17 protein-coding genes and 1 pseudogene are annotated in these 21,556 nt (G+C 68.1%); 11 read left to right on the top strand and 7 right to left on the bottom strand.

Annotated elements, in window-relative coordinates; all coding sequences use genetic code 11:
* The 3 genes and pseudogenes from VBO01S_RS24685 to mdoH form a co-directional block, all read left to right on the top strand.
* Positions 1–262, top strand: a pseudogene (locus tag VBO01S_RS24685) (hypothetical protein); the annotation flags it as partial.
* On the top strand, positions 259–1,647 hold the full coding sequence (locus tag VBO01S_RS24680) for a sigma 54-interacting transcriptional regulator (protein ID WP_062480357.1): 1,389 nt from the start codon (positions 259–261) through the stop codon (positions 1,645–1,647). The pseudogene VBO01S_RS24685 and the gene VBO01S_RS24680, both read left to right, overlap by 4 nt.
* 402 nt (positions 1,648–2,049) lie before the next feature.
* Complete coding sequence (gene mdoH, locus VBO01S_RS24675; RefSeq protein WP_062480355.1) at positions 2,050–4,068, top strand: glucans biosynthesis glucosyltransferase MdoH; 2,019 nt, start codon at positions 2,050–2,052, stop codon at positions 4,066–4,068.
* A gap of 90 nt (positions 4,069–4,158) precedes the next feature.
* Here mdoH and VBO01S_RS24670 read toward each other — a convergent pair whose 3' ends face one another.
* Both VBO01S_RS24670 and ffh read right to left on the bottom strand, forming a co-directional pair.
* Positions 4,159–4,500, bottom strand: coding sequence for an ankyrin repeat domain-containing protein (locus VBO01S_RS24670; RefSeq protein ID WP_062480353.1), 342 nt, complete (start codon positions 4,498–4,500; stop codon positions 4,159–4,161).
* 48 nt (positions 4,501–4,548) lie between these two features.
* Complete coding sequence (gene ffh, locus VBO01S_RS24665) at positions 4,549–5,943, bottom strand: signal recognition particle protein (RefSeq protein ID WP_062480351.1); 1,395 nt, start codon at positions 5,941–5,943, stop codon at positions 4,549–4,551.
* Positions 5,944–6,104: 161 nt separating this feature from the next.
* On the opposite strand from ffh, the gene VBO01S_RS24660 reads away from it, so the two are divergent.
* The 8 genes from VBO01S_RS24660 to VBO01S_RS24625 all read left to right on the top strand — a co-directional run bounded on the left by VBO01S_RS24660 (position 6,105) and on the right by VBO01S_RS24625 (position 16,450).
* Positions 6,105–6,917, top strand: coding sequence for a cytochrome C assembly family protein (locus VBO01S_RS24660; RefSeq protein WP_056575582.1), 813 nt, complete (start codon positions 6,105–6,107; stop codon positions 6,915–6,917).
* Positions 6,914–7,171: a PP0621 family protein gene (locus VBO01S_RS24655; RefSeq protein ID WP_062480350.1), complete on the top strand. Its 258-nt coding sequence runs from the start codon at positions 6,914–6,916 to the stop codon at positions 7,169–7,171. Before VBO01S_RS24660 ends, VBO01S_RS24655 begins: the two co-directional genes overlap by 4 nt.
* Positions 7,168–8,865, top strand: a complete 1,698-nt coding sequence (locus tag VBO01S_RS24650; RefSeq protein ID WP_062480348.1) for a two-component system sensor histidine kinase NtrB — start codon at positions 7,168–7,170, stop codon at positions 8,863–8,865. The genes VBO01S_RS24655 and VBO01S_RS24650 overlap by 4 nt, the downstream gene beginning before the upstream one ends.
* Positions 8,866–8,870: 5 nt before the next feature.
* Entirely contained in the window at positions 8,871–10,421 is a 1,551-nt protein-coding gene (locus VBO01S_RS24645; RefSeq protein ID WP_062480346.1) for a sigma-54-dependent transcriptional regulator, read from the top strand.
* Entirely contained in the window at positions 10,408–11,025 is a 618-nt protein-coding gene (ampD, locus tag VBO01S_RS24640) for a 1,6-anhydro-N-acetylmuramyl-L-alanine amidase AmpD (protein ID WP_062480345.1), read from the top strand. Before VBO01S_RS24645 ends, ampD begins: the two co-directional genes overlap by 14 nt.
* Positions 11,026–11,374: 349 nt before the next feature.
* Positions 11,375–14,287 (top strand): ribonucleoside-diphosphate reductase subunit alpha, encoded by a 2,913-nt coding sequence (locus VBO01S_RS24635; protein WP_062480342.1) that lies wholly within the window; start codon positions 11,375–11,377, stop codon positions 14,285–14,287.
* 212 nt (positions 14,288–14,499) lie between these two features.
* The gene (locus tag VBO01S_RS24630; RefSeq protein ID WP_062480340.1) at positions 14,500–15,690 is read left to right on the top strand and encodes a ribonucleotide-diphosphate reductase subunit beta; all 1,191 of its coding nucleotides are present in this window, start codon (positions 14,500–14,502) and stop codon (positions 15,688–15,690) included.
* 199 nt (positions 15,691–15,889) lie between these two features.
* Entirely contained in the window at positions 15,890–16,450 is a 561-nt protein-coding gene (locus VBO01S_RS24625; RefSeq protein ID WP_056575601.1) for a histone H1-like DNA-binding protein, read from the top strand.
* Between the two features lie 117 nt (positions 16,451–16,567).
* On the opposite strand, the gene VBO01S_RS24620 is transcribed toward VBO01S_RS24625, so the two are convergent.
* The 5 genes from VBO01S_RS24620 to accB form a co-directional block, all read right to left on the bottom strand.
* Positions 16,568–17,470 carry a carbohydrate kinase family protein gene (locus VBO01S_RS24620; RefSeq protein ID WP_062480337.1) on the bottom strand — a complete coding sequence of 301 codons (903 nt, stop codon included), beginning with the start codon at positions 17,468–17,470 and terminating at the stop codon, positions 16,568–16,570.
* A 58-nt stretch (positions 17,471–17,528) separates the two neighbouring features.
* Positions 17,529–18,917, bottom strand: a complete 1,389-nt coding sequence (locus VBO01S_RS24615) for a zinc-ribbon and DUF3426 domain-containing protein (RefSeq protein WP_062480336.1) — start codon at positions 18,915–18,917, stop codon at positions 17,529–17,531.
* A gap of 82 nt (positions 18,918–18,999) precedes the next feature.
* Entirely contained in the window at positions 19,000–19,890 is an 891-nt protein-coding gene (gene prmA / locus VBO01S_RS24610; RefSeq protein WP_062480334.1) for a 50S ribosomal protein L11 methyltransferase, read from the bottom strand.
* 20 nt (positions 19,891–19,910) lie between these two features.
* A complete protein-coding gene (gene accC / locus VBO01S_RS24605) occupies positions 19,911–21,260 on the bottom strand; it encodes an acetyl-CoA carboxylase biotin carboxylase subunit (RefSeq protein WP_062480332.1) in 1,350 nt (449 codons plus the stop codon).
* 2 nt (positions 21,261–21,262) lie between these two features.
* Positions 21,263–21,556, bottom strand: a 294-nt coding sequence (gene accB / locus VBO01S_RS24600; protein ID WP_157627448.1) for an acetyl-CoA carboxylase biotin carboxyl carrier protein, incomplete at its 5' end; no start/stop codon positions are given.

Raw genomic sequence — 21,556 nt, 5'->3', positions numbered from 1 at the left:
CCTGCTGCAGCGCGTGATCGCCAACCCCGCGCCCGAGGCGCAGCCGCTGCATCCGCTCGCGCGGGCGCTGGCGGCGCGCTATGTCGAGCAGCGCCGCGTCGAGGACGACCGCGACAAGCAGGTGCAGCAGCTGCGCGACAGCCAGCGCCGCATCGACCAGCTCAACGAGCGCATCGAGGCGCTGCGCGCCATCGAGCGCAGCTTCGCCCGGCCGAACACGCCGGCCCCCACGCCCTCCAACGGAAGCCGAACGAATCCATGAGTACCACTGGTGCCCGCCTCCTCGTGGTCGATGACGACCCGGACATGCTGCGGCTGCTCTCGATGCGGCTGGTGTCGGCGGGCTACCAGGTCACGGCCGTCACCTCGGCCGAGACCGCGCTCACGCAGCTCGAGATCGAGCACCCGCAACTGGTGCTCAGCGACGTGCGCCTGCCCGGGCGCGACGGCCTGCAACTGTTCGACGAGATCCGCAAGCGCCACCCGACGCTGCCGGTGATCCTGCTGACTGCGCACGGCACCATTCCCGACGCGGTCGAGGCCACGGCGCGGGGCGTGTTCACCTACCTCACCAAGCCCTACGACGCGCGCGAGCTGCTCGAGAAGATCGCGCAGGCATTGGCGCTCGGCGCGCCGGCGGCCACGCCGAGCAAGACCGGCGACGACAGCTGGCGTTCGGAAATCGTGAGCCGCAGCAACCGCATGGCCGAGTTGCTGGCCGAGGCGCGCATGGTGGCCAAGTCGGACGCCTCCGTGCTGCTGCGCGGCGACTCCGGCGCCGGCAAGGAGCTGCTGGCGCGCGCCATCCACAAGGCCAGCGCGCGCGCCGACAAGCCCTTCGTGGCGGTCAATTGCGGCGCCATTCCCGAGGCGCTGCTCGAGTCCGAGCTGTTCGGCCACATGAAGGGCGCCTTCACCGACGCCCACGCGAACCACAAGGGCCTGTTCCAGCAGGCCGACGGCGGCACGCTGCTGCTCGACGAAATCGGGGACATGCCGCCCGCGCTGCAGGTCAAGCTGCTGCGCGTGCTGCAGGAGCGCGCGGTGCGCCCGCTGGGCGCGAGCCAGTCGATCGAGGTCGACGTGCGCATCGTCTCGGCCACCCACCGCGACCTGGACGCCGCGATGGAAGCCGGCCAGTTCCGCGAAGACCTCTATTACCGCCTGAACGTGGTGACGCTCACGCTGCCGCCGCTGTCGGCGCGGCGCGAGGACATTCCGCTGCTGGCCAACCACTTCCTGCAGAAGCTGTCGACCAAGTACGGCAAGCGGCTGTCGGGCTTCGCGCCCGAGGCGCTGAAGGCGCTCACCACCGCCGCGTGGCCGGGCAACGTGCGCCAGCTCTACAACGTGGTGGAGCAGGTCTGCGCGCTGTCGGGCTCGCCGCTGATCCCGCTGGCGCTGGTGCAGCGCGCGCTGCGCGTGCCGAGCGTGGAGGTGCTCACCTACGCCGAGGCCAAGCAGCGTTTCGAGCGCGACTACCTCGTCGGCCTGCTCAAGCTGACCGATGGCAACGTGGCCGACGCCGCCCGCCTGGCCGACCGCAACCGCACCGAGTTCTACCGCCTGCTGCAGAAGCACGAGCTCACGCCGGGCAACTTCAAGGCCGACGTTGTCGCTCCCGGTGGCGACCCTGTCGCCGAGTAGCGACAGGCCTAAGTCGTTGATTTGAAAGGCTGTTTCCCGAGGGCCTCCCCGGCTTGTCGGGATTCGGCGACAAAAACGGGGGTTTCGGGGGCCCGACAGGCCCCTCCCCCACGGAAAACGGTTCCGAGTCACGCCAAGTCGTTGATTTGAAAGCGTTTTTCCAGGCTGGCACAGGGTTTGCCCCTGTACTGGCATGACAGCACTTACCAGCCCATCTTTCGCACTGCGTCCGCAGCGCGACGGCCTGCGTCAAAAGCAGTTTTCCTCCTCGCGGCCCCGTGCCGCGGGCCATTCGCTGACCGCGCTCTCCGGCGTCGGCGGCGCCGCCACGGACTGCGTCTTCAAGCGCCTTCCGGCCATTGGCGACACCCCCCTCGACAAGCAACGTTGGTGAATGAACCGATGAAGCCGAACGACTTCTCCCACCTCAACGTCCTCGCCGAATCCGATTTCGCACGCCGCAGCGCGCTGCGCGAGGAACGCCACCCCAACGCCGTGACTGCACCGCCGGTCAACCGCGGTTCCATGGCCCCGCGCCCCTGGCGTGGTTTCTGGAACAGCATCGGCACCGCGCTGCTCGTGCGCCTGGGCGCCGGCCGCAATGCCGACAGCGCCCCCGCCGCCAAGCAGGCCACCCCGGCCCCGCAGGCCTGGGAACGCGCCGCCGGCCAGCGCCGCCTCGCCTTCATGCTGCTCACGCTGCTGAGCACCGTGATCGCGTCGTCGCTGTTCGCCAGCGTGCAACCCGACTACGACAACGTCTGGCTCGAATACGGCCAGATCGGCCTGTACGGCCTGCTCTCGGGCTGGGTCGTGACCGGCTTCGTGACTGCGCTCATGGGCTTCTACGTCTCGGTGCGCGGTGACAAGCACGCCCTCTCGGCGAAACAGGTGGCCCACCACCCGATGAACCCCGAGGCACGCACCGCGATCATCATGCCGATCTGCAACGAGGACGTGGCCACCGTGTTCGCCGGCCTGCGCGCCACCTGCGAATCGGTTGCCTCCACGGGCCACGCCAAGCAGTTCGACGTGTTCGTGCTGTCCGACAGCTACAACCCCGAGACCGCCGCCGCCGAGCGCGCTGCTTGGGAAGACCTGCGCGCCGCGCTGGCCGAAAGCCCCAACCAGCCGCAGGTCGAGGTGTACTACCGCCTGCGCACCCGCCGCACGCACCGCAAGGCCGGCAACGTGGCCGACTTCTGCCGCCGCTGGGGCAAGGACTACCGCTACATGGTCGTGCTCGACGCCGACTCCGTGATGAGCGGCGACTGCCTGGCCTCGATGGTCAAGCTGATGGAAGCCAACCCCACCGCCGGCATCATCCAGACCGCGACGCAGGCCATCGGCCACGTCACGCTGCACGCCCGCGCCCAGCAGTTCGCTTCGCGCGTGACGGGTCGCCTGTTCACGCTGGGCATGCAGTTCTGGCAGCTCGGCGAGTCGCACTACTGGGGCCACAACGCGATCATCCGCGTCGAAGCCTTCATGAAGCACTGCGCGCTGGCCCCCATCAAGGGCACCGGCGGCATGTCGGGCGGCATCATGTCGCACGACTTCGTCGAAGCCGCGCTGATGCGCCGCGCCGGCTACCACGTGTGGCTGGTGTCCGACCTGGTCGGCAGCTACGAACAGCAACCGCCGGACCTGCTGGCCGAGCTGCAACGTGACCGCCGCTGGTGCCAGGGCAACCTGCAGAACGCCCGCCTGATGGCCGAGCCCGGCATCCACCCGGTGCACCGCGCGATGTTCGTGACCGGCACCATGGCCTATGTCTCGGCCCCGCTGTGGCTCGCCTTCCTGACGCTGGGCACCGCCCTGTGGCTGAGCGGCTCGAGCCTCGTGTCGAGCTGGAACGTGCTGCCCGCCGAACTGGCCGGCCTGTGGGTCTGGACCCTGTGCCTGCTGTTCCTGCCGCGCGTGCTGGGCATCGCCGCCGTGCTGATGCGCGGCGAGCAACGCCAGTACGGCGGTGTGTGGGGCCTGGTGAAGAGCTCGGTGCTCGAAGCCGGCCTGGCCATCGTGCAGGCCCCGGTGCGCATGCTGGCCCACTCGCTGTTCGTGCTGGTCGCCCTCACCGGCATCAAGCTCGACTGGAAGTCGCCCCCGCGTGAAGCCAACGCCGTGCCGTGGAAGGTCGCTGCCTCGCAGCTGGCCCCCATGACGCTGGTGATCGCCATGCTCGCCGTCGGCGTCGCGATGATCGACCCGAGCGCGCTGATCTGGCTCATGCCCGTCGGCCTGCCGCTGCTGCTGGCCATTCCGCTGACCGTGCTGACCAGCCAGATCGCGCTGGGCACCACGCTGCGCGACCGCGGCTTCCTGCTGATTCCCGAGGAATCGCGTTCGCCCGCCGTGCTGCGCCGCGCCTGGATGCATGCGCTGCGCCTGGCGCGCCCGGCGGCACTGGCCACGGCCTGATGCGATCGCCGCCCTGCGGCTGATCGCGCCAAAGAAAAAGCCCGCTTCGGCGGGCTTTTTGCTGGGCGGTGCGCGATGCGCATCGATATGTCAGAAGGGCAGCCAGCGGCGCCAGAACGGCGGACGGGGTGCGCGGGCGCGGGCGCCGCGCGCCACCAGCGCCGCGACGAGCGCCTCGCGGCCGTGCTTGCGGGCGGCCTGCAGCGGCGTGAGCCCGTCGAATTCAGACAGCAGGTTCGGATCGGCACCGTGGTCCAGCAGGTAGCTGGCGATCTCGCCGTGCCCCTGGACCAGGCTGGCCACCAGCGGCGTGCAGAGGATCTCGGGGTGCTGGTAGTTCGGATTCACGCCCGCACCGATGTGATAGCGCACCAGCTCGAGGTCGCCGGTCAGCGCGCCCTGGTAGAGCTCTTTCCAGTCGCCTGCGGACATGGCGGGGCTGCGCGCCTCTCTATATATGCATGCGTCGAGCGGCCGGGCTCAGAACGGCAGCTTGCCGCCGCCTCCGCCCATGCCGGGCATCCCGCCCATGCCCTTCATGCCGCCCATCTTCTTCATCATCTTCATCAGGCCGCCGCCCTTCATCTTCTTCATCATGCCCTGCATCTGCTCGAACTCGTTGAGCAGGCGGTTCACTTCCTGAACCTGCACGCCGGCGCCGGCCGCGATGCGGCGCTTGCGCGTGGCCTTGAGCAGCTCGGGCTTGCGGCGCTCCAGCGGCGTCATGCTCTGGATGATCCCTTCCTTGCGGCGGATGTCGCGCTCGGCGCGGGTCATGTCGGCCTCGCTGGCCTTGGCGGCCATCTGCTGGGGCAGCTTGTCCATCAGGCTGGAGAGGCCGCCCATCTGCTTCATCTGCTGCAGCTGGCCGAGGAAGTCGTTCAGGTCGAAGCCCGCGCCGCTCTTGACCTTGGCGGCCAGCTTCTGCGCCGCCGCCACGTCGACGCCGGCCGTGACCTGCTCGACCAGCGCGACGATGTCGCCCATGCCCAGGATGCGGCCCGCATGGCGCTCGGCGTCGAACACCTCGAGGCCGTCGATCTTCTCGCTCACGCCGGCGAACTTGATCGGCACGCCCGTCACCTGGCGCACCGACAGCGCCGCACCGCCGCGCGAATCGCCGTCGGTCTTGGTCAGGATGATGCCGGTGAGGGGCAGCGCTTCCTTGAAGGCCTTGGCGGTGTTGATCGCGTCCTGGCCCTGCATGGCGTCGACCACGAACAGGGTTTCGACCGGATCGAGCTCGGCGTGCAGCTGCTTGATCTCGGTCATCAGCACTTCGTCGATCGCCAGGCGGCCGGCCGTGTCGACCAGCAGCACGTCGAAGTAGTGGCGCTTGGCGTGGTCGAGCGCGGCGCGCGCGATGTCCAGCGGCTTCTGATCGGGCGTGCTCGGGAACCACTCGGCACCGGCCTGCTTGGTGACGGTCTTGAGCTGCTCGATGGCGGCCGGGCGGTACACGTCGCCCGACACGGTGAGCACCTTCTTCTTGCGCTTCTCGATCAGGTGCTTGGCCAGCTTGGCGGTGGTGGTGGTCTTGCCGGCGCCTTGCAGGCCGGCCATGAGGATCACCGCCGGCGGCTGGGCCGCGAGGTTGATGTCCGACACGCCCTCGCCCATGGTGGCGGCGAGTTCGCGGTTGACGATGCCCACCAGCGCCTGGCCCGGCTTGAGCGAGCCCAGCACTTCCTGACCGAGCGCCTTCTCCTTCACGCGGGCGACGAAGTCGCGCACCACCGGCAGCGCCACGTCGGCCTCCAGCAGCGCCATGCGCACCTCGCGCAGCATGTCCTGCACGTTGCTTTCGGTGATGCGCGCCTGGCCGCTCATCGTCTTGACGAGGCGGGAGAACTTTTCGGTGAGGGCGGTGGCCATGAAGGAAATACCTTGTTGTCCGCGGCAGCGGACCGATGGAAAGTCGTGAAAACCTGGAAGCGGTATGTGGGCCCGCTCTCTCGCGGGGGGTGCCCCCGGCGGGGGTGGGCGAAGCGACGCGACGTGCGCGAAGCCGGGGGGCGAGCCTATACACTCCACCGATGATTTTAGCGATCCCCTCCCCACTCGGCGTGGCACTGGGCATCGCCACCGCGGCAGCCTACGGTTTTGCCGCTGCCGCCGGTGCGCGGCTCAGCCGCCAGACCACCCAATGGGCGCTCGGCATCGCATGGCTGCTGCACGCTGCGGTGCTCGGCCACGGGCTGATCGGCGGCGACCCTCGCTTCGGTTTTGCGCCGGCGCTGTCGGTCACGGCGTGGCTGGTGCTCACGGTCTACGCGGTCGAAAGCCGCCTGTACCCGCAACTGAAGGCACGCCGTGCGCTGGCCTGGCTGGGCGCGGCGGCGGTGCTGCTGGCGCTGCTGTTCCCGGGCACGCCGCTGCATGTCAGCGCCTCGCCCTGGCTGCCGCTGCACCTGGCGCTGGGCATCGCCTCGTACGGCCTGTTCGGCGCCGCCGTGGTGCACGCCTGGCTGATCACGCGGGCCGAAAAGCAGATCCGCCTCGCCAGCGCCGATGCACAGGCCGGCGTGCCGCTGCTCACGCTGGAACGGCTCACCTTCCGCTTCGTCACGGCGGGCTTCGTGCTGCTGTCGGCCACGCTGCTGGCCGGCCTGCTGTTCAGCGAACAGCTCTACGGCGCCGCCGGCCGCGCCTGGAAGTGGGACCACAAGACCATCTTCTCGGTGCTCGCCTGGCTCAGCTTCGCGGTCCTGCTGACCGGCCGTGCACGCTTCGGCTGGCGCGGGCGCACCGCGCGGCGCGTGCTGTATGCGGGCGCGGCGCTGCTGCTGCTGGCCTACGTGGGCTCGCGCTTCGTGCTCGAAGTCGTGCTGACGCGCCTGCCCGCATGAAGTACCTGCTCGTCCTCGCGGTGGTGTGGGTCGCGATCTGGCTCTGGCGCAAGAACCGGCGCGAAGAGATGCGCGACGCGCAGCAGGAACGCGCCAAAAAAGCGCAACAGCGCACGCCGGCCGTCGGCCCGCCGCAGGCCATGGTGCGCTGCGCCCATTGCGGGCTGCACCTGCCCGCGGCCGACGCACTCCCCGGGCCGGACGGCGCGGTGTTCTGCAGCGCCGCCCACCGCCAGGCCGGCACCTCCGCATGAGTTCATTGCGCCGGTCGCGCGGCGAGCCGGCCACCGACTGGGACGTGCTCGACCTGGGCGCCGGCGACAGCACGGCTCTGCTGCGGCTGTGGCGCGGCTTCATGGCGGCGCGCTGTTTCGTGGCACTGGTGCTGGTGCTGCTGCAGGGCGTGGCCTTCGCCATCGGGCAGGCCGTGCAGCCGCTGCCGATCGTGCTGTCGGGCGGCTACCTCGTGCTGGCCTGGCTGGAGATGCGCTACGCGCACTTCGAACCACCGATCCGCGGCTTCTCGACGCTCTGGCTGCTGACCATCGGGGTCGACCTGGGCATCTTCAGCGCCTTGCAGGTGCTGCAGGGCGGCAGCGTCAACTACACGCCGTTGTTCGCGCTGCCCGTCTTGATGAGCGCGGTGCTCGGCACGCTGCTCGTGGGCCTGGGCACCACGGCCACCGTGACGCTGCTGCTGCTGGCCGACGCCGGCTGGCACTGGCTGCAGCAACCCGGCGATCCTTCGGCGCGCTTCGTGCAGGCCGCCCTCACCGGCACCGGCCTGTTCGTGGTGGCGCTGCTCGCACACGAGCTGGCGCGCCGGCTGGCGCGCGAAGAAGCGGTGGCGCAGCGCAGCCGCAGCCACGCGCAGATGCAGGCGCAGGTCAACGACCTGGTGATCGAAACCCTCAGCGAAGGCGTGCTGGTGATCGATGCCGAGGGCCTGGTGCACGCGGCCAACCCGGCGGCCGACGCGATCCTCGGCCAGGGCCTGGCGCAGCTGCCGCTGCCGTTCCCGCTGCACACCCAGCCGGCCTGGCACGCGCTGGCCGCGTTGGCGCGCCAGACCTTCGCGCGGCGCGCCCCGCAGACGGAAGAGATCCCAGTGGCGCAGGCCCGCGGCGCGGCGCGCGAGGTGCGCGTGCGCACCCGGCTCACGCCCACCGACGACCGCCGCGCCGACAGCCTGTGCGTGATGTTCCTGCAGGACCTGCGCGAACTCGAAGCCCGCATCCGCACCGAAAAGCTCGCCGCGATGGGCCGCATGTCGGCCGCGGTGGCGCATGAAATCCGCAACCCGCTGGCCGCCATCGCGCAGGCCAGCGCACTGCTCAGCGAAGACCTGACCGACCCGGCGCACCGCAAGCTGACCGACATGGTGCAGCACAACGCGCAGCGCCTGGCGCGCATCGTGGACGACGTGCTCGACGTCTCGCGCGCGCGCCAGCAGCGCGTGCTCTCGCTGGGCGAACAGCTGGTGCTCGACCCGGCGGCGCAGATCCTGGCCGAGGAATGGATACGCCAGACCCAGCGCAAGGGCGTGCGCGTGGCGCTCGAGGCGCCGGGCAGCGAGGTGCGCTTCGAAGCCGAGCACCTGCGCCGCCTGCTGGTGAACCTGCTGGACAACGCGGCGCGCTACGCGAGCCAGCGCGAGGGCGCGATCCAGGTCATCACCACGGTGCAGCGGGCCGGCGTGCAGCGCGCCGCGTTGCTGGTGTGGAGCGACGGTGCGCCGCTGGAACCGGCGGTGCAGCGCCACCTGTTCGAACCCTTCTTCTCGTCCGAGAGCCGCTCCAGCGGCCTGGGCCTGTTCCTGTGCCGCGAGCTGTGCCGGCGCCACGGCGCCACCATCGGCTACGAACGGCGCGCGCTGGTGCCGGGCGGCCCCGAGGGCAACGAATTCTTCGTCAGCTTCGCACCGAGCGAAAACCGGCTGACACAATAGCGGCCGTGAGCTCCCTCCCGCCTTCCGCCGCCGCCCCGCGCCCCGCGCAGATCCTCGTCATCGACGACGAACCCGACCTGCGCACGCTCTACGAACTCACGCTGCTGCGTGAGGGCTACCGGGTGGAAGCCGCGGGCAGCGTGTCCGAAGCCTGGCAGCACCTGGAAGCCGGCCGCTTCGACGCCGTGATCACCGACATGCGGCTGCCCGACGGCGAAGGCATGGAGATCATCCACCGCATCCAGAAAGACCAGCGCAGCGAGCGCTGCGTGGTCATGACCGCCTACGGCTCGGCCGAGAACGCGGTCGAGGCCCTGAAGGCCGGCGCCTTCGACTACCTCACGAAGCCGGTCGACCTGAAGCAGTTCCGCGCCGTGGTGGCGTCGGCCGTGCAGGCCAACCGCGCGGCGGTGGTCGTGCCGCAGAAGCCGGCGCCGCAGGCCGCCGGCCACGGCGGCGAGCGCCCCGATGTGCTGGCCGTGACGCGCAGCGGCGCCACCGCGCTCGACCGGCTGGTCGGCGACTCCGACCCGATGCGCCTCGTGAAGTCGCGCATCGCCAAGGTGGCGCGCGGCATGGCGCCGGTGCTGGTGCGCGGCGAATCGGGCACCGGCAAGGAACTCGTCGCGCGCGCCGTGCACGGCTGCAGCCAGCGCAGCGAAGGCCCCTTCGTCGCGGTGAACTGCGGCGCGATCCCCGAGAACCTGCTCGAGGCCGAGTTCTTCGGCGCCAAGAAAGGCTCGTACACCGGCTCGTCGCAAGACCGCGATGGCTACTTCCAGGCGGCGCGCGACGGCACGCTGTTCCTCGACGAAATCGGCGACCTGCCGCTGGCCATGCAGTCGAAGCTGCTGCGCGCCATCCAGGAACGCAGCGTGCGCGCCATCGGCTCGACGCAGGAAGACGCGGTCGACGTGCGCATCGTGAGCGCCACCCATAAAGACCTGCACGCCGAGGTGCTGGCCGGCCGCTTCCGGCAGGACCTGTTCTACCGCCTCAACGTGATCGAGATCGCCGTGCCCGCGTTGCGCGAGCGCCGCGAAGACCTGCCTGCGCTGTGCACCGCGCTGCTCGCGCGCATCGCGCAGGACGGCGGCCTGCCCGTGCCGCGCCTGTCCGACGCGCTGCTGCAGCGCCTGGCCCAGCACCCGCTCGACGGCAACGTGCGCGAGCTCGAGAACCTGCTGCACCGCGCGGTGGCGCTGAACGACGGCGACGAGCTGCACATCGACCTGATGGGCGCGATGACGCCAATGCCGGCCGCGCAGCGCAACGAATCCGCCGAAGCGCCAGCCGCCGTTGCGGTGGCTACGGCCCCCGCGCCCGCCGTCGAGCCCAAGCCCGCGCCGCCGCCGCTGCCCTCCGACCTGCAAGCCTGGCTCGACCAGCAGGAGCGTGAGATTCTCGTGCGCGCGCTGCACGAGAGCGGCTTCAACCGCACGGCCGCCGCCGCGCGGCTGGGCATGAGCCTGCGCCAGATCCGCTACCGCATCGCGCGCCTGGGCATCTCCACGCCCAACGGCGACGACGGTGCCACCGCGCATGCCGACGACTGACGACCTCGCCACGACACCGGCCGGCGACGACGGACTCTGGCGCGCCGGCTGGTACCGCTTCGCCAAGGCCCTGCCCTCGCCCAACTTCGGCCCGCGCCCCGTCGGCGCGCAGACCGACCTGATCGTGCTGCACTCCATCAGCCTGCCACCGGGCGAATACGGCAGCGACGCGGTGCAGCAGCTCTTCACCAACCGGCTCGACTGGGACGCGCACCCGTACTTCCAGTCGATCCGCGGGCTCGAGGTGTCCTCGCATTTCTATGTGCGGCGCAACGGCGAGCTCTGGCAGTTCGTGAGCTGCGAGGACCGCGCCTGGCATGCCGGCGTGTCGTCGTGGCGCGGGCGCACCAACTGCAACGACGACTCCGTCGGCATCGAGCTCGAAGGCCTCGAGGGCGAACGCTTCGAGGAGGCGCAGTACGAGACGCTGGCCAGCCTCTGCGCCGCGCTCGCGCAGCACTACGCCATCGCCCACATCGCCGGCCACGAGCACATCGCGCCCGGTCGCAAGCAGGACCCCGGCGCCGGTTTCGACTGGCGCCTGCTGCGCGAACAGCTCGGCTGGAATCCACAGATGTTTCCCGAGCAGGTGGTGGCGCGCTAATTTTTTCAATCGCTCCGTGGCCCGCGATGCGCCGCTCTCGCAGCGCAGCAATCTCGCAAGCGCAGGCACGCGACGTAGCAACCATGCGGGCTGCAGGCCCAAATCGCCTTGCAAGCCGCGCCCCATGCGGGTTGCGCCACCATGGGCCAGTATTCACGCGGCATCGCTGGCGATGCGCTGAGTGCGGCGCAATTCCTGTCAGGGTTGCGTCCATAGGAAAACACTACCTGTAGTGGCTTGTAGGGCACAGACACCCTAGATATAGTGTCTTCCCGTTCGGCAACAACGCCGACGCAAGGCCCGCGAGGCCTTGCCAACCAACAAGAATTGCACAACCGAGAGGAAGCGAATGCAAACTGCACTGAACACCCCGTCGACCCCCCGCGCCGTCCCCGCGACGCCGCAGCAGCAACAAGACACTGCGGGCTCGCCCACCGGTCAGAACCTCGCGCACTACCAGATCATCCGCCGCAACGGCGCCGTCGTTCCCTTCGAGCCGAACAAGATCGCCATCGCCATGATGAAGGCCTTCCTGGCGGTGCACGGCACCCAGGGCGCGGCTTCCGCCAGCGTGCGCGAGACCGTCGACACGCTGACGCAAGGCGTGATCCGCGCCATGGTGCGCTCGCGTCCGGGCGGCGGCACCTTCCACATCGAAGACGTGCAGGACCAGGTCGAGCTCGGCCTGATGCGCGGCGGCCACCATGAAATCGCGCGCGCCTACGTGCTGTACCGCGAACGCCGCACCCAGGAACGTTCGAAGCAAGGCGAGCAGGACGTGCCCGCCGCACCGGCGCTGCACGTGCTCGACAACGGCGAGCGCGTGGCGCTGGACCTGAACGAGCTCAAGGGCCTGATCGAATCGGCCTGCCAGGGCCTGGGCGACAGCATCACCGCCGCCCCCATCGTCGCGGAGACGATGCGCAACCTGTACGACGGCGTGCCGCTGGACGAGGTCTACAAGGCCTCCATCCTCGCTGCCCGCACGCTGATCGAGAAGGACCCCGACTACACCTTCGCCACCGCGCGCCTGCTGCTGCACACGATCTTCAAGGAGATCATCGGCCGCGAAGTGATGCCGGTCGAGCGCGCCACCGCCTACGCCGACTACTTCCCGCAGTTCATCAAGAAGGGCGTCGAGAACGAGCTGCTCGACGAGAAGCTGCTGCAGTACGACCTGCCCCGCCTGGGCGCCGCCCTGAAGGCCGAGCGCGACAACCAGTTCGACTACCTGGGCCTGCAGACCCTGTACGACCGCTACTTCCTGCACGTGCGCAAGACCCGCATCGAGCTGCCGCAGGCGTTCTTCATGCGCGTGGCCATGGGCCTGTCGCTGAACGAAATCGACCGCGAAGCCCGCGCCATCGAGTTCTACGAAGTGCTGTCGTCGTTCGACTTCATGTCGAGCACGCCCACCCTGTTCAACGCCGGCACGCTGCGCTCGCAGCTGTCCAGCTGCTACCTGACCACCGTGCCCGACGACCTGGACGGCATCTACGAGTCGATCAAGGAAAACGCGCTGCTGTCGAAGTTCGCCGGCGGCCTGGGCAACGACTGGACCCGCGTGCGCGCACTGGGCAGCCACATCAAGGGCACCAACGGCGAATCGCAAGGCGTGGTGCCGTTCCTGAAGGTGGTGAACGACACGGCCGTGGCCGTGAACCAGGGCGGCAAGCGCAAGGGCGCCGTCTGCACGTACCTGGAAACCTGGCACCTCGACATCGAGGAGTTCCTGGAGCTGCGCAAGAACACCGGCGACGACCGCCGCCGCACGCACGACATGAACACCGCCAACTGGATCCCCGACCTGTTCATGCGCCGCGTGATGGAAAAGGGCACCTGGACGCTGTTCTCGCCCTCCAACGTGCCTGACCTGCACGACCTGTTCGGCGCCGACTTCGAGAAGGCCTACGTCGCCTACGAAGAGAAGGCCGCCCGCGGCGAGATCAAGCCCGCGCGCACCCTCCAGGCCTCGGACCTGTGGCGCAAGATGCTCACGATGCTGTTCGAGACCGGCCACCCCTGGATCACGTTCAAGGACGCCTGCAACGTGCGCTCGCCGCAGCAGCACGCCGGCGTGGTGCACTCGTCGAACCTGTGCACCGAGATCACGCTGAACACCAGCGACACCGAAACCGCCGTGTGCAACCTGGGTTCCGTGAACCTGCTGCAGCACCTGAAGGACGGCAAGGTCGACCAGGAAAAGCTCAAGCGCACCATCTCGACCGCGATGCGCATGCTCGACAACGTGATCGACATCAACTACTACGCCGTGAAGAAGGCGCGCGATTCGAACCTGCGCCACCGCCCGGTCGGCCTGGGCCTGATGGGCTTCCAGGACGCGCTGTACGAACTGCGCATTCCCTACGCCTCGCAAGAAGCCGTGCAGTTCGCCGACGAGTCGATGGAAGCCATCTGCTACCACGCCTACTGGGCCTCGACCGAGCTGGCCAAGGAACGCGGCAAGTACTCGAGCTACAAGGGCTCGCTGTGGGACAAGGGCATCCTGCCGATCGACTCGCTCGACCTGCTCGAGAAGGCCCGCGGTGGCTACGTCGAAGTGGACCGCTCGGCCACCCTCGACTGGGATTCGCTGCGCGCCAAGATCAAGGCCGACGGCATGCGCAATTCGAACTGCGTGGCCATCGCCCCCACGGCGACCATCTCGAACATCATCGGCGTGGACGCCTCGATCGAACCCTGCTTCGGCAACCTGTCGGTCAAGTCGAACCTGTCGGGCGAGTTCACCGTGATCAACCACTACCTGGTGCGCGACCTGAAGCGCCTGGGCCTGTGGGACGACGTGATGGTCATGGACCTGAAGCACTTCGACGGTTCGCTGCGTCCCATCGACCGCGTGCCGCAGGACGTGAAGGCGCTGTACGCCACCGCGTTCGAAGTCGAGACGACGTGGCTGGTGGAAGCCGCCGCGCGTCGCCAGAAGTGGATCGACCAGGCGCAGTCGCTGAACATCTACATGGCCGGCGCCTCGGGCAAGAAGCTCGACGACACCTACAAGCTCGCCTGGCTGCGCGGCCTGAAGACCACCTACTACCTGCGCACGCAGAGCGCGACGCACGCTGAAAAGTCGACGGTGCAATCGGGCCGTCTCAACGCGGTGTCGTCGGGCAACGACGCACCCTCGGGCATGAGCGCACTCGAAGCCGCCGCTGCTGCAGCGAAGGCACAGATGAGCGCGATGCCCGCCACCGACATCGCGTTCTGCGGTGTCGACGATCCGACCTGCGAAGCCTGCCAGTGATGTGCAAGTGAAGCGTCAACACACAAGACGCTTCGATCGATCAGCGAGGTGCTCGCACAAGTGAAAAGCGCGCGACGTTCAATCAATCAAGGCATTGACTGACGTCGCGCGATGCATGCGAGCAACATAACAACCCCATAAATGGCGCACGATGTGAACGAGCACTTTGCAACTCACATCGTTGCTCCGATAATTGCGCATTGGATTTTTCTATGTTGACCTGGGACGAAGAAGTCAAGCCCTCCTTACCAAAGGATATGCAACAAGGATTGCAGCAGCACCACGCATCGACCGGCGGTCTTTCCGCTGGCCGCGCGGTCGCCGCTCCGACTTCGTCGCTTGCACAACCCGCCACTGCCACCGCACCGGTGGCCGCCGCTGCAGGCCAGCGCGTCAAGGCTTCCGACAAGCGGATCATCAACGGCCAGACCGACGTCAACCAGCTGGTGCCGTTCAAGTACAAGTGGGCCTGGGAAAAGTACCTCGCCACCTGCGCCAACCACTGGATGCCGCAAGAGGTGAACATGACGCGCGACATCGCGTTGTGGAAGGACCCGAACGGCCTGACCGAAGACGAGCGCCGCATCGTCAAGCGCAACCTCGGCTTCTTCGTGACCGCCGATTCGCTGGCCGCCAACAACATCGTGCTGGGCACCTACCGCCACATCACGGCTCCCGAGTGCCGCCAGTTCCTGCTGCGCCAGGCCTTCGAGGAAGCGATCCACACGCACGCGTACCAGTACATCGTCGAGTCGCTCGGCCTGGACGAGAGCGAGATCTTCAACGCCTACAACGAAGTGCCGTCGATCCGCGAGAAGGATCAGTTCCTGATCCCGTTCATCGACGCCATCAGCGACCCGAACTTCAAGACCGGCACGCACGAGACCGACCAGACGCTGCTCAAGTCGCTCATCGTGTTCGCCTGCCTGATGGAAGGCCTCTTCTTCTACGTCGGCTTCACGCAGATCCTTGCGCTGGGCCGCCAGAACAAGATGACCGGCGCTGCCGAGCAGTACCAGTACATCCTGCGCGACGAGTCGATGCACTGCAATTTCGGCATCGACCTGATCAACCAGCTCAAGCTCGAGAATCCCGGCCTGTGGACCGCAGAGTTCAAGGCCGAGATCAAGGACCTCTTCATGAAGGCCGTCGAGCTCGAATACAAATACGCCGAAGACACCATGCCGCGTGGCGTGCTCGGCATGAACGCCTCCATGTTCAAAGGCTACCTGCGCTACATCGCCAACCGGCGCGCGCAGCAGATCGGCCTCGAAACGCTCTTCCCGAACGAGGAAAACCCGTTCCCCTGGATGAGCGAAATGATTGACCTGAAGAAAGAGCGCAACTTTTTCGAAACCCGCGTGATCGAGTACCAGTCGGGTGGTGCGCTCTCCTGGGATTGAATTTTTCGATACACAACAATTCATGAATTCAAGAATTGCCCTTGCCACCGACTGCGCCAAAGAGCGCGGCATGGACGAGGGCTCAGGTGTTCATGGTGCTGGGGCTCAGATTCCAACGCCATGAATCGCTTCACGCTCCCAACGCGCGTGGAGTGCTTCAATAGGTTGATTTTTTCAACTTGATCAAGGAGAAATAGAAATGGCAACTGCAAAGAAAGCGCCGGCCAAGAAGGCCGCTGCAAAGAAGGCTCCGGCTAAGAAGGCTGTCGCCGCGAAGAAGGCTCCGGCAAAGAAGGTCGCTGCCAAGAAGGCTCCGGCCAAGAAGGCTGTCGCCAAGAAGGTCGTAGCGAAGAAGGCTCCGGCAAAGAAGGTCGCGGCCAAGAAGGTTGCAGCCAAGAAGGTCGTAGCGAAGAAGGCTGCACCGGCGAAGAAGGCCGCTGCCAAGAAGGCTCCGGCAAAGAAGGCCGCCGCCAAGAAGGCGCCTGCCAAGAAGGCCGTAGCGAAGAAGGCGCCTGCCAAGAAGGCTGCTGCCAAGAAGGCCCCTGCGAAGAAGGCTGCCGCCAAGAAGGCCCCTGCCAAGAAGGCCGCGGCCAAGAAAGCCGCGAAAAAGCCCGCTGCCAAGCCTGCCGCTGCTGCCAAGAAGCCTGCTGCCAAGAAGGCCGCCGCGCCTGCGAAGGCTGCCGTAGCGCCTGCCCCTGCGGCGCAAACGACGCTGAATCCCCAGGCAGCCTGGCCGTTTCCGACGGCCAGCAAGCCCTGAGTGAATTCTCAGCGGCCTTGAAAGGCACGAAGCCCGGCACCGCAAGGTGCCGGGCTTTTTTCATGGGCGCCCGCTGTCGCCGAATCGCCGAAGCGATGCGGGCGGGTCGTCAGCAAATCACAGGTCGAGCGTCGCGCGATCGATCTGGTAGTTCTGCGGTCCGCGCTGGGCGATCTTGAGCGCGCCGATGCGGTTGCCGAGGGCTGCGCAGCGGGCCAGCGGCCATTCCTTTTCCAGGCCGTACAGCAGGCCACCGCGCCATGCATCGCCGCAACCCGTGGGCTCAATCACCGCCGTGGGCGTCACACCGGGCACGTGCTCGCGCTCGCCGCCGGTCCACACCTCGCAACCCTCAGCAGCCAGCGTGACCACGAGGCCGCGCACGCGTTGCGAGATCTCGGCCAGGCTCCAGCCCGTGCGCTGCGACAGCAGCTTGCCTTCGTAGTCGTTGACCACGACCCAGCTCGCGAGCTCGATGAAGTGGCGCAGCGCGTCGCCGTCGAACATCGGCAGGCCCTGGCCCGGATCGAACACGAAGGGAATGCCGCCGGCGGCGAACTGCTCGGCGTGCTGCAGCATCGCCTCGCGGCCGTCGGGCGCGATGATGCCGAGCTTGATGTCCTCGCGCGCCACCACCTTCGTGATGTGCGCCTGCTGCATCGCGCCGGGATGGAACGCCGTGATCTGGTTGTTGTCCGTGTCGTTCATGATCATCGCCTGCGCGGTGAAGGTGTCGTCGAGCTGACGCACGAACTCCGTGCTGATGCCCAGCGTGCGCATGCGTTCGGCGTAGTCGGCGCCGTCACTGCCCAGCGTGGCCATCGGCAGCGCCGTGCCGCCCAGGGCGTTGAGGCTGTAGGCGATGTTGCCGGCGCAGCCTCCGAAGTCACGGCGCAGGCCCGGCACCAGGAACGACACATTCAGGATGTGCAGCTGGTCCGGCAGGATCTGGTCGGCGAACCGGCCTTCGAAAGTCATGATGGTGTCGAACGCGAGGGAACCGCAAATCACTGCTGCCATGGGTGGACCGTAGGTTGGATGAGAAAGGGAACGAGCGGCGCGCGTGTCGGCGCTCCGCTCAGGGATAGAAAGCTTCGACGCGGTAGCCCGCGATCGGTGGCAGTGTCGCCGCCTCGCTGGCCGACAGAGTCAGCGGCAGCGAGGCCGCGCGGTCGGCACGCGCCGCCAGCACGCCCGGCGCGCCGTAGTCGGTGGGCGTCAGCACGCGCCGCACGACGGCTTGTTCCTGCGTGTCGAGCAGCGACAGTTCGATGGCCGGCATGGCGAGCGGCACGGTCGCCGCATTGCGCAAGGTGAAGCTCAGCCGGTAGTCGTTGCCGCCGCTCTTCTCGCGCGCGAAGGCCGCGCCTTCGATCACGATGTCGCCGATCTGGCGCAGCGCCGCGAGCTCGCAGCCGGTGTACTGGCACAGCGCCGACAGGGCGGGCCGCAGGTTCGGCTGGCGCGCCACGATGCCGTCGCGCTCATGGCGAACGATCTGCACGATGAGGGCCAACGCCGCGAGCACAGCCAGCAGCACGAGCAGACGACGCACGCCCTTGCGTTGCCAGAAGCCGGCGGCCTTTTCGGCCGGCTCGTCTTCTTCGGCGAAGGGATGGTCTTCAGGCGCCTCAAAGGTCGCCGAGAGCGAGAAGTCCGGCTCGCCTTCGGCACGGACGCCGGGGCCCGGCAGCGGCGCGGCGGCCTCTTCGTGTTGCGCGTCGCGGGCCTTGGCGTTCGCGATCTTGGCCGACTTGGCGCGCGCACGGCGCAGCGCCTTCTGGATCAGGAGCTGGTCGTGGTCTTTCTCTTCCTGCTCGCGCTCCGCGGCCGCGCCGTCGTCGTTCTCACCGGTCGCTGCAACCAGCCCGCGCAGCGCTGAGCTGCGCGGCAAGTCGGGCAAGGGCGGCGCAGGCGGCGGCGATGCGGGAGGCGGTGCGCCGAGGTTCAGGTCGATGTTCGGAAACGGCGGCAGCGAACTCGCGGGCGGACGCCATGCGGGTTCGGTGGCATCGAGGTCGGACCAGGGCTCGTCCGCGGCGAGGCCGTGCGCAGGCAGCGTCAGCTCGAAAGGCAGCGGGGACGCAGCCGGCGCGACGTTGGTGGCGGCGGTCGACAGCCCGGCTTCGTCTTGCGGGGCAGGCGGTGGCGCCTGCGGCTCGGACTCGTCGTCGAGAAAGTCGGCCTCCTCGACCGCCGGCCGTGCGGCCGCCAGGTCGATGCGCGCGTCCTCGAAAGACGCCACCAGTGCGGCCATCGACGACATCGGCGAAGGTGACGGCGTGGGCGCGGGTGCCGGCGCGGCAGGCGCGGACACCGCACCATCGGGCGCCTCCTGCAGGTCGAGCGTGGCATCGAACACATGGCTGCAGCGGCCGCAGCGCACCCAGCCGTCCGAGATGCGAAGCTGGTCGCGCACCACCTTGAAGGTGGTGGTGCAAGCGGGGCAACGCGTGACGAGGCTCATGACCGGGCGATTGTAGGGTTGGGCCCTCGCCGTGCAGGCAGGTGCCCGGGGCGCCCGCGGTGCGAGCGCCCGGCCGCGCGCTTCAGCAGCGCGCGGTCATGAGGATCCAGCCGTCCTCGGTGTCGCTGACTTCGAGCGCGGCGTACGGCGCATAGGCCGCCTTGAGCTCATCGGCCTGGCGCTCGAGGATGCCGGCCAGCACCAGCGAACCGCCGGCGGCCACGTGGCTGCGCAGCAGCGGCGCCAACACCTTGAGCGGCGTCGCGAGGATGTTGGCGAGCACCGTCTGGTACTCGCCCTTCGCCGCTTCGGGCAGGCCTGCGTTCAGCTGCACGCCGTTGGCCTCGGCGTTGAGCCGGGTCGAGGAGACCGCGGCTTCGTCGATGTCGACGGCGTCGATGTTGCGCGCGCCGAACTTGGCCGCGCCGATGGCCAGGATGCCGGAGCCGCAGCCGTAGTCGAGCACGCGCTGGTCGGCAAAGGCGCCCTCGCCTTGCGTCGCAATCCAGCGCAGGCACATGCGCGTGGTCGGGTGCGTGCCCGTGCCGAAGGCCAGGCCCGGATCGAGCCGGATCACCTGCTTGGCCTGCGCGGGCGGCTCGTGCCAGGTGGGCACGATCCAGAATTCGGGCGTGATCTCGACCGGCGCGAACTGCGATTGCGTGAGCCGCACCCAGTCCTGGTCAGGCACCGGCGCCACGCCGAGCACCGCGCAGCCTTCGAAGAAGTCCTGCAGTGCGAGCACCGAGGCCGCCTCGTGGGCGGCCGCTTCGTCGGGGAACAGCGCGATCACGCGCGAACGCTGCCAGCCCTCCTTGGGCGGCGGCATGCCGGGCTCGCCGAACAGGGCCTGCTCGGCATCGGTCTGCGCATCGGCATCTTCGACCGACACGCTCAGCGCATCGAGTGCGTCGAGCGCATCGCCGAGCATTTCGACCCGGTCTTCCGGCGCCATCAGGCGGAGTTCAAACATACAGGGCGTTGCGCGTGGACTCAGCGCTTGTGCGCCGCGAGCCACTCTTCCAGGTAGTGGATGTTGGTGCCGCCGCTCATGAACTTGGCGTCGACCATCAGCTCGCGGTGCAGCGGCATGTTGGTCTGGATGCCTTCGATCACCGTCTCGTTCAGGGCCGTGCGCATGCGCGCCATGGCCTGTTCGCGGGTGTCGCCGTACACGATGATCTTGCCGATCATCGAGTCGTAGTTCGGGGGCACGAAGTAGTTGGTGTACACGTGCGAGTCGACGCGCACGCCCGGGCCGCCCGGCGGGTGCCACATGGTGATGCGGCCCGGCGACGGCGTGAACTTCCACGGGTCTTCGGCGTTGATGCGCACCTCGATGGCGTGGCCGCGCATCTCGATCTGGCGCTGCGTGAACGGCAGCTTCTCGCCGGCGGCGACCATGATCTGCGTCTTCACGATGTCGATGCCGGTGGTGAACTCCGTGACCGGATGCTCCACCTGCACGCGCGTGTTCATCTCGATGAAGTAGAACTCGCCGTTCTCGTACAGGAACTCGAAGGTGCCGGCGCCGCGGTAGCCGATCTTCTTGCAGGCGGTGGCGCAGCGCTCGCCGATCTTCTCGATCAGCTTGCGCGGAATGCCGGGGGCCGGCGATTCCTCGATCACCTTCTGGTGGCGGCGCTGCATGGAGCAGTCGCGCTCGCCCAGGTAGACCGCGTTCTTGTGCTTGTCCGCGAGGATCTGGATTTCGATGTGGCGCGGGTTCTGGAGAAACTTCTCCATGTACACGGCCGGATTGTTGAAGGCCGCGGCGGCTTCCGCCTTGGTCATCTGGATCGCGTTGACCAGCGCCGCCTCGGTGTGCACCACGCGCATGCCGCGGCCACCGCCGCCGCCTGCCGCCTTGATGATGACCGGGTAGCCGATCGCGCGGGCGATGCGCTTGTTGGTGGCGGCGTCGTCCGAGAGCTCGCCTTCCGAGCCGGGCACGCAGGGCACGCCAGCCTTGATCATGGCCTGCTTGGCCGAGACCTTGTCACCCATCGTGCGGATGTTGTCGGGCGTCGGGCCGATGAACTGGAAGCCGCTTTGCTCCACGCGTTCGGCGAAATTGGCGTTCTCGCTCAGGAAACCGTAGCCGGGGTGGATGGCTTCGGCGTCGGTCACCTCGGCGGCCGAGATGATGGCCGGCATGTTGAGGTAGCTCAGGCCCGAAGGCGCCGGGCCGATGCACACGGCTTCCTGCGCCAGCTTGACGTACTTGGCTTCGCGATCGGCTTCGGAATAGACCATCACGGCCTTGATGCCCATTTCGCTGCAGGCACGCTGGATCCGAAGGGCGATCTCCCCCCGGTTTGCAACCAGAATCTTCTTGAACATGCTTACTCGATGATGAACAGCGGCTGGCCGTATTCGACCGCCTGGCCGTTTTCGCCGAGGATCTGCGTGACCGTGCCGGCCTTGTCGGCCTCGATTTCGTTGAGGATCTTCATCGCCTCGATGATGCAGAGCGTGTCGCCCTCGTTCACCTTGCTGCCGACTTCGACGAAAGCCGCGGCGCCCGGGCTGGACGAACGGTAGAAGGTACCGACCATCGGTGACTTCACGGCATGGCCGCTCGGTGCGGCTTCGACGGCGGGGGCCGCGGCGGCCGGGGCGGCAGCACCGGCCACGGC

The organism is Variovorax boronicumulans NBRC 103145 (genome assembly GCF_001591345.1).
Classification (GTDB): Bacteria; Pseudomonadota; Gammaproteobacteria; order Burkholderiales; family Burkholderiaceae_C; genus Variovorax; species Variovorax boronicumulans.
Note: the sequence above shows the minus strand (reverse complement) of the source record. Positions and strands in the feature narration are given on the sequence as shown.

Excerpts from the sequence above, each read along its gene's own strand:
- prmA (WP_062480334.1), bottom strand. The coding sequence starts at position 19,890 with ATGTTTGAACTCCGCCTGATGGCGCCGGAAGACCGGGTCGAAATGCTC.
- VBO01S_RS24650 (WP_062480348.1), top strand. The coding sequence starts at position 7,168 with ATGAGTTCATTGCGCCGGTCGCGCGGCGAGCCGGCCACCGACTGGGAC.
- VBO01S_RS24625 (WP_056575601.1), top strand. The coding sequence starts at position 15,890 with ATGGCAACTGCAAAGAAAGCGCCGGCCAAGAAGGCCGCTGCAAAGAAG.
- mdoH (WP_062480355.1), top strand. The coding sequence starts at position 2,050 with ATGAAGCCGAACGACTTCTCCCACCTCAACGTCCTCGCCGAATCCGAT.
- accC (WP_062480332.1), bottom strand. The coding sequence starts at position 21,260 with ATGTTCAAGAAGATTCTGGTTGCAAACCGGGGGGAGATCGCCCTTCGG.
- VBO01S_RS24660 (WP_056575582.1), top strand. The coding sequence starts at position 6,105 with ATGATTTTAGCGATCCCCTCCCCACTCGGCGTGGCACTGGGCATCGCC.
- VBO01S_RS24630 (WP_062480340.1), top strand. The coding sequence starts at position 14,500 with ATGTTGACCTGGGACGAAGAAGTCAAGCCCTCCTTACCAAAGGATATG.
- ampD (WP_062480345.1), top strand. The coding sequence starts at position 10,408 with ATGCCGACGACTGACGACCTCGCCACGACACCGGCCGGCGACGACGGA.
- VBO01S_RS24655 (WP_062480350.1), top strand. The coding sequence starts at position 6,914 with ATGAAGTACCTGCTCGTCCTCGCGGTGGTGTGGGTCGCGATCTGGCTC.
- VBO01S_RS24635 (WP_062480342.1), top strand. The coding sequence starts at position 11,375 with ATGCAAACTGCACTGAACACCCCGTCGACCCCCCGCGCCGTCCCCGCG.
- ffh (WP_062480351.1), bottom strand. The coding sequence starts at position 5,943 with ATGGCCACCGCCCTCACCGAAAAGTTCTCCCGCCTCGTCAAGACGATG.
- VBO01S_RS24620 (WP_062480337.1), bottom strand. The coding sequence starts at position 17,470 with ATGGCAGCAGTGATTTGCGGTTCCCTCGCGTTCGACACCATCATGACT.
- VBO01S_RS24615 (WP_062480336.1), bottom strand. The coding sequence starts at position 18,917 with ATGAGCCTCGTCACGCGTTGCCCCGCTTGCACCACCACCTTCAAGGTG.
- VBO01S_RS24680 (WP_062480357.1), top strand. The coding sequence starts at position 259 with ATGAGTACCACTGGTGCCCGCCTCCTCGTGGTCGATGACGACCCGGAC.
- VBO01S_RS24670 (WP_062480353.1), bottom strand. The coding sequence starts at position 4,500 with ATGTCCGCAGGCGACTGGAAAGAGCTCTACCAGGGCGCGCTGACCGGC.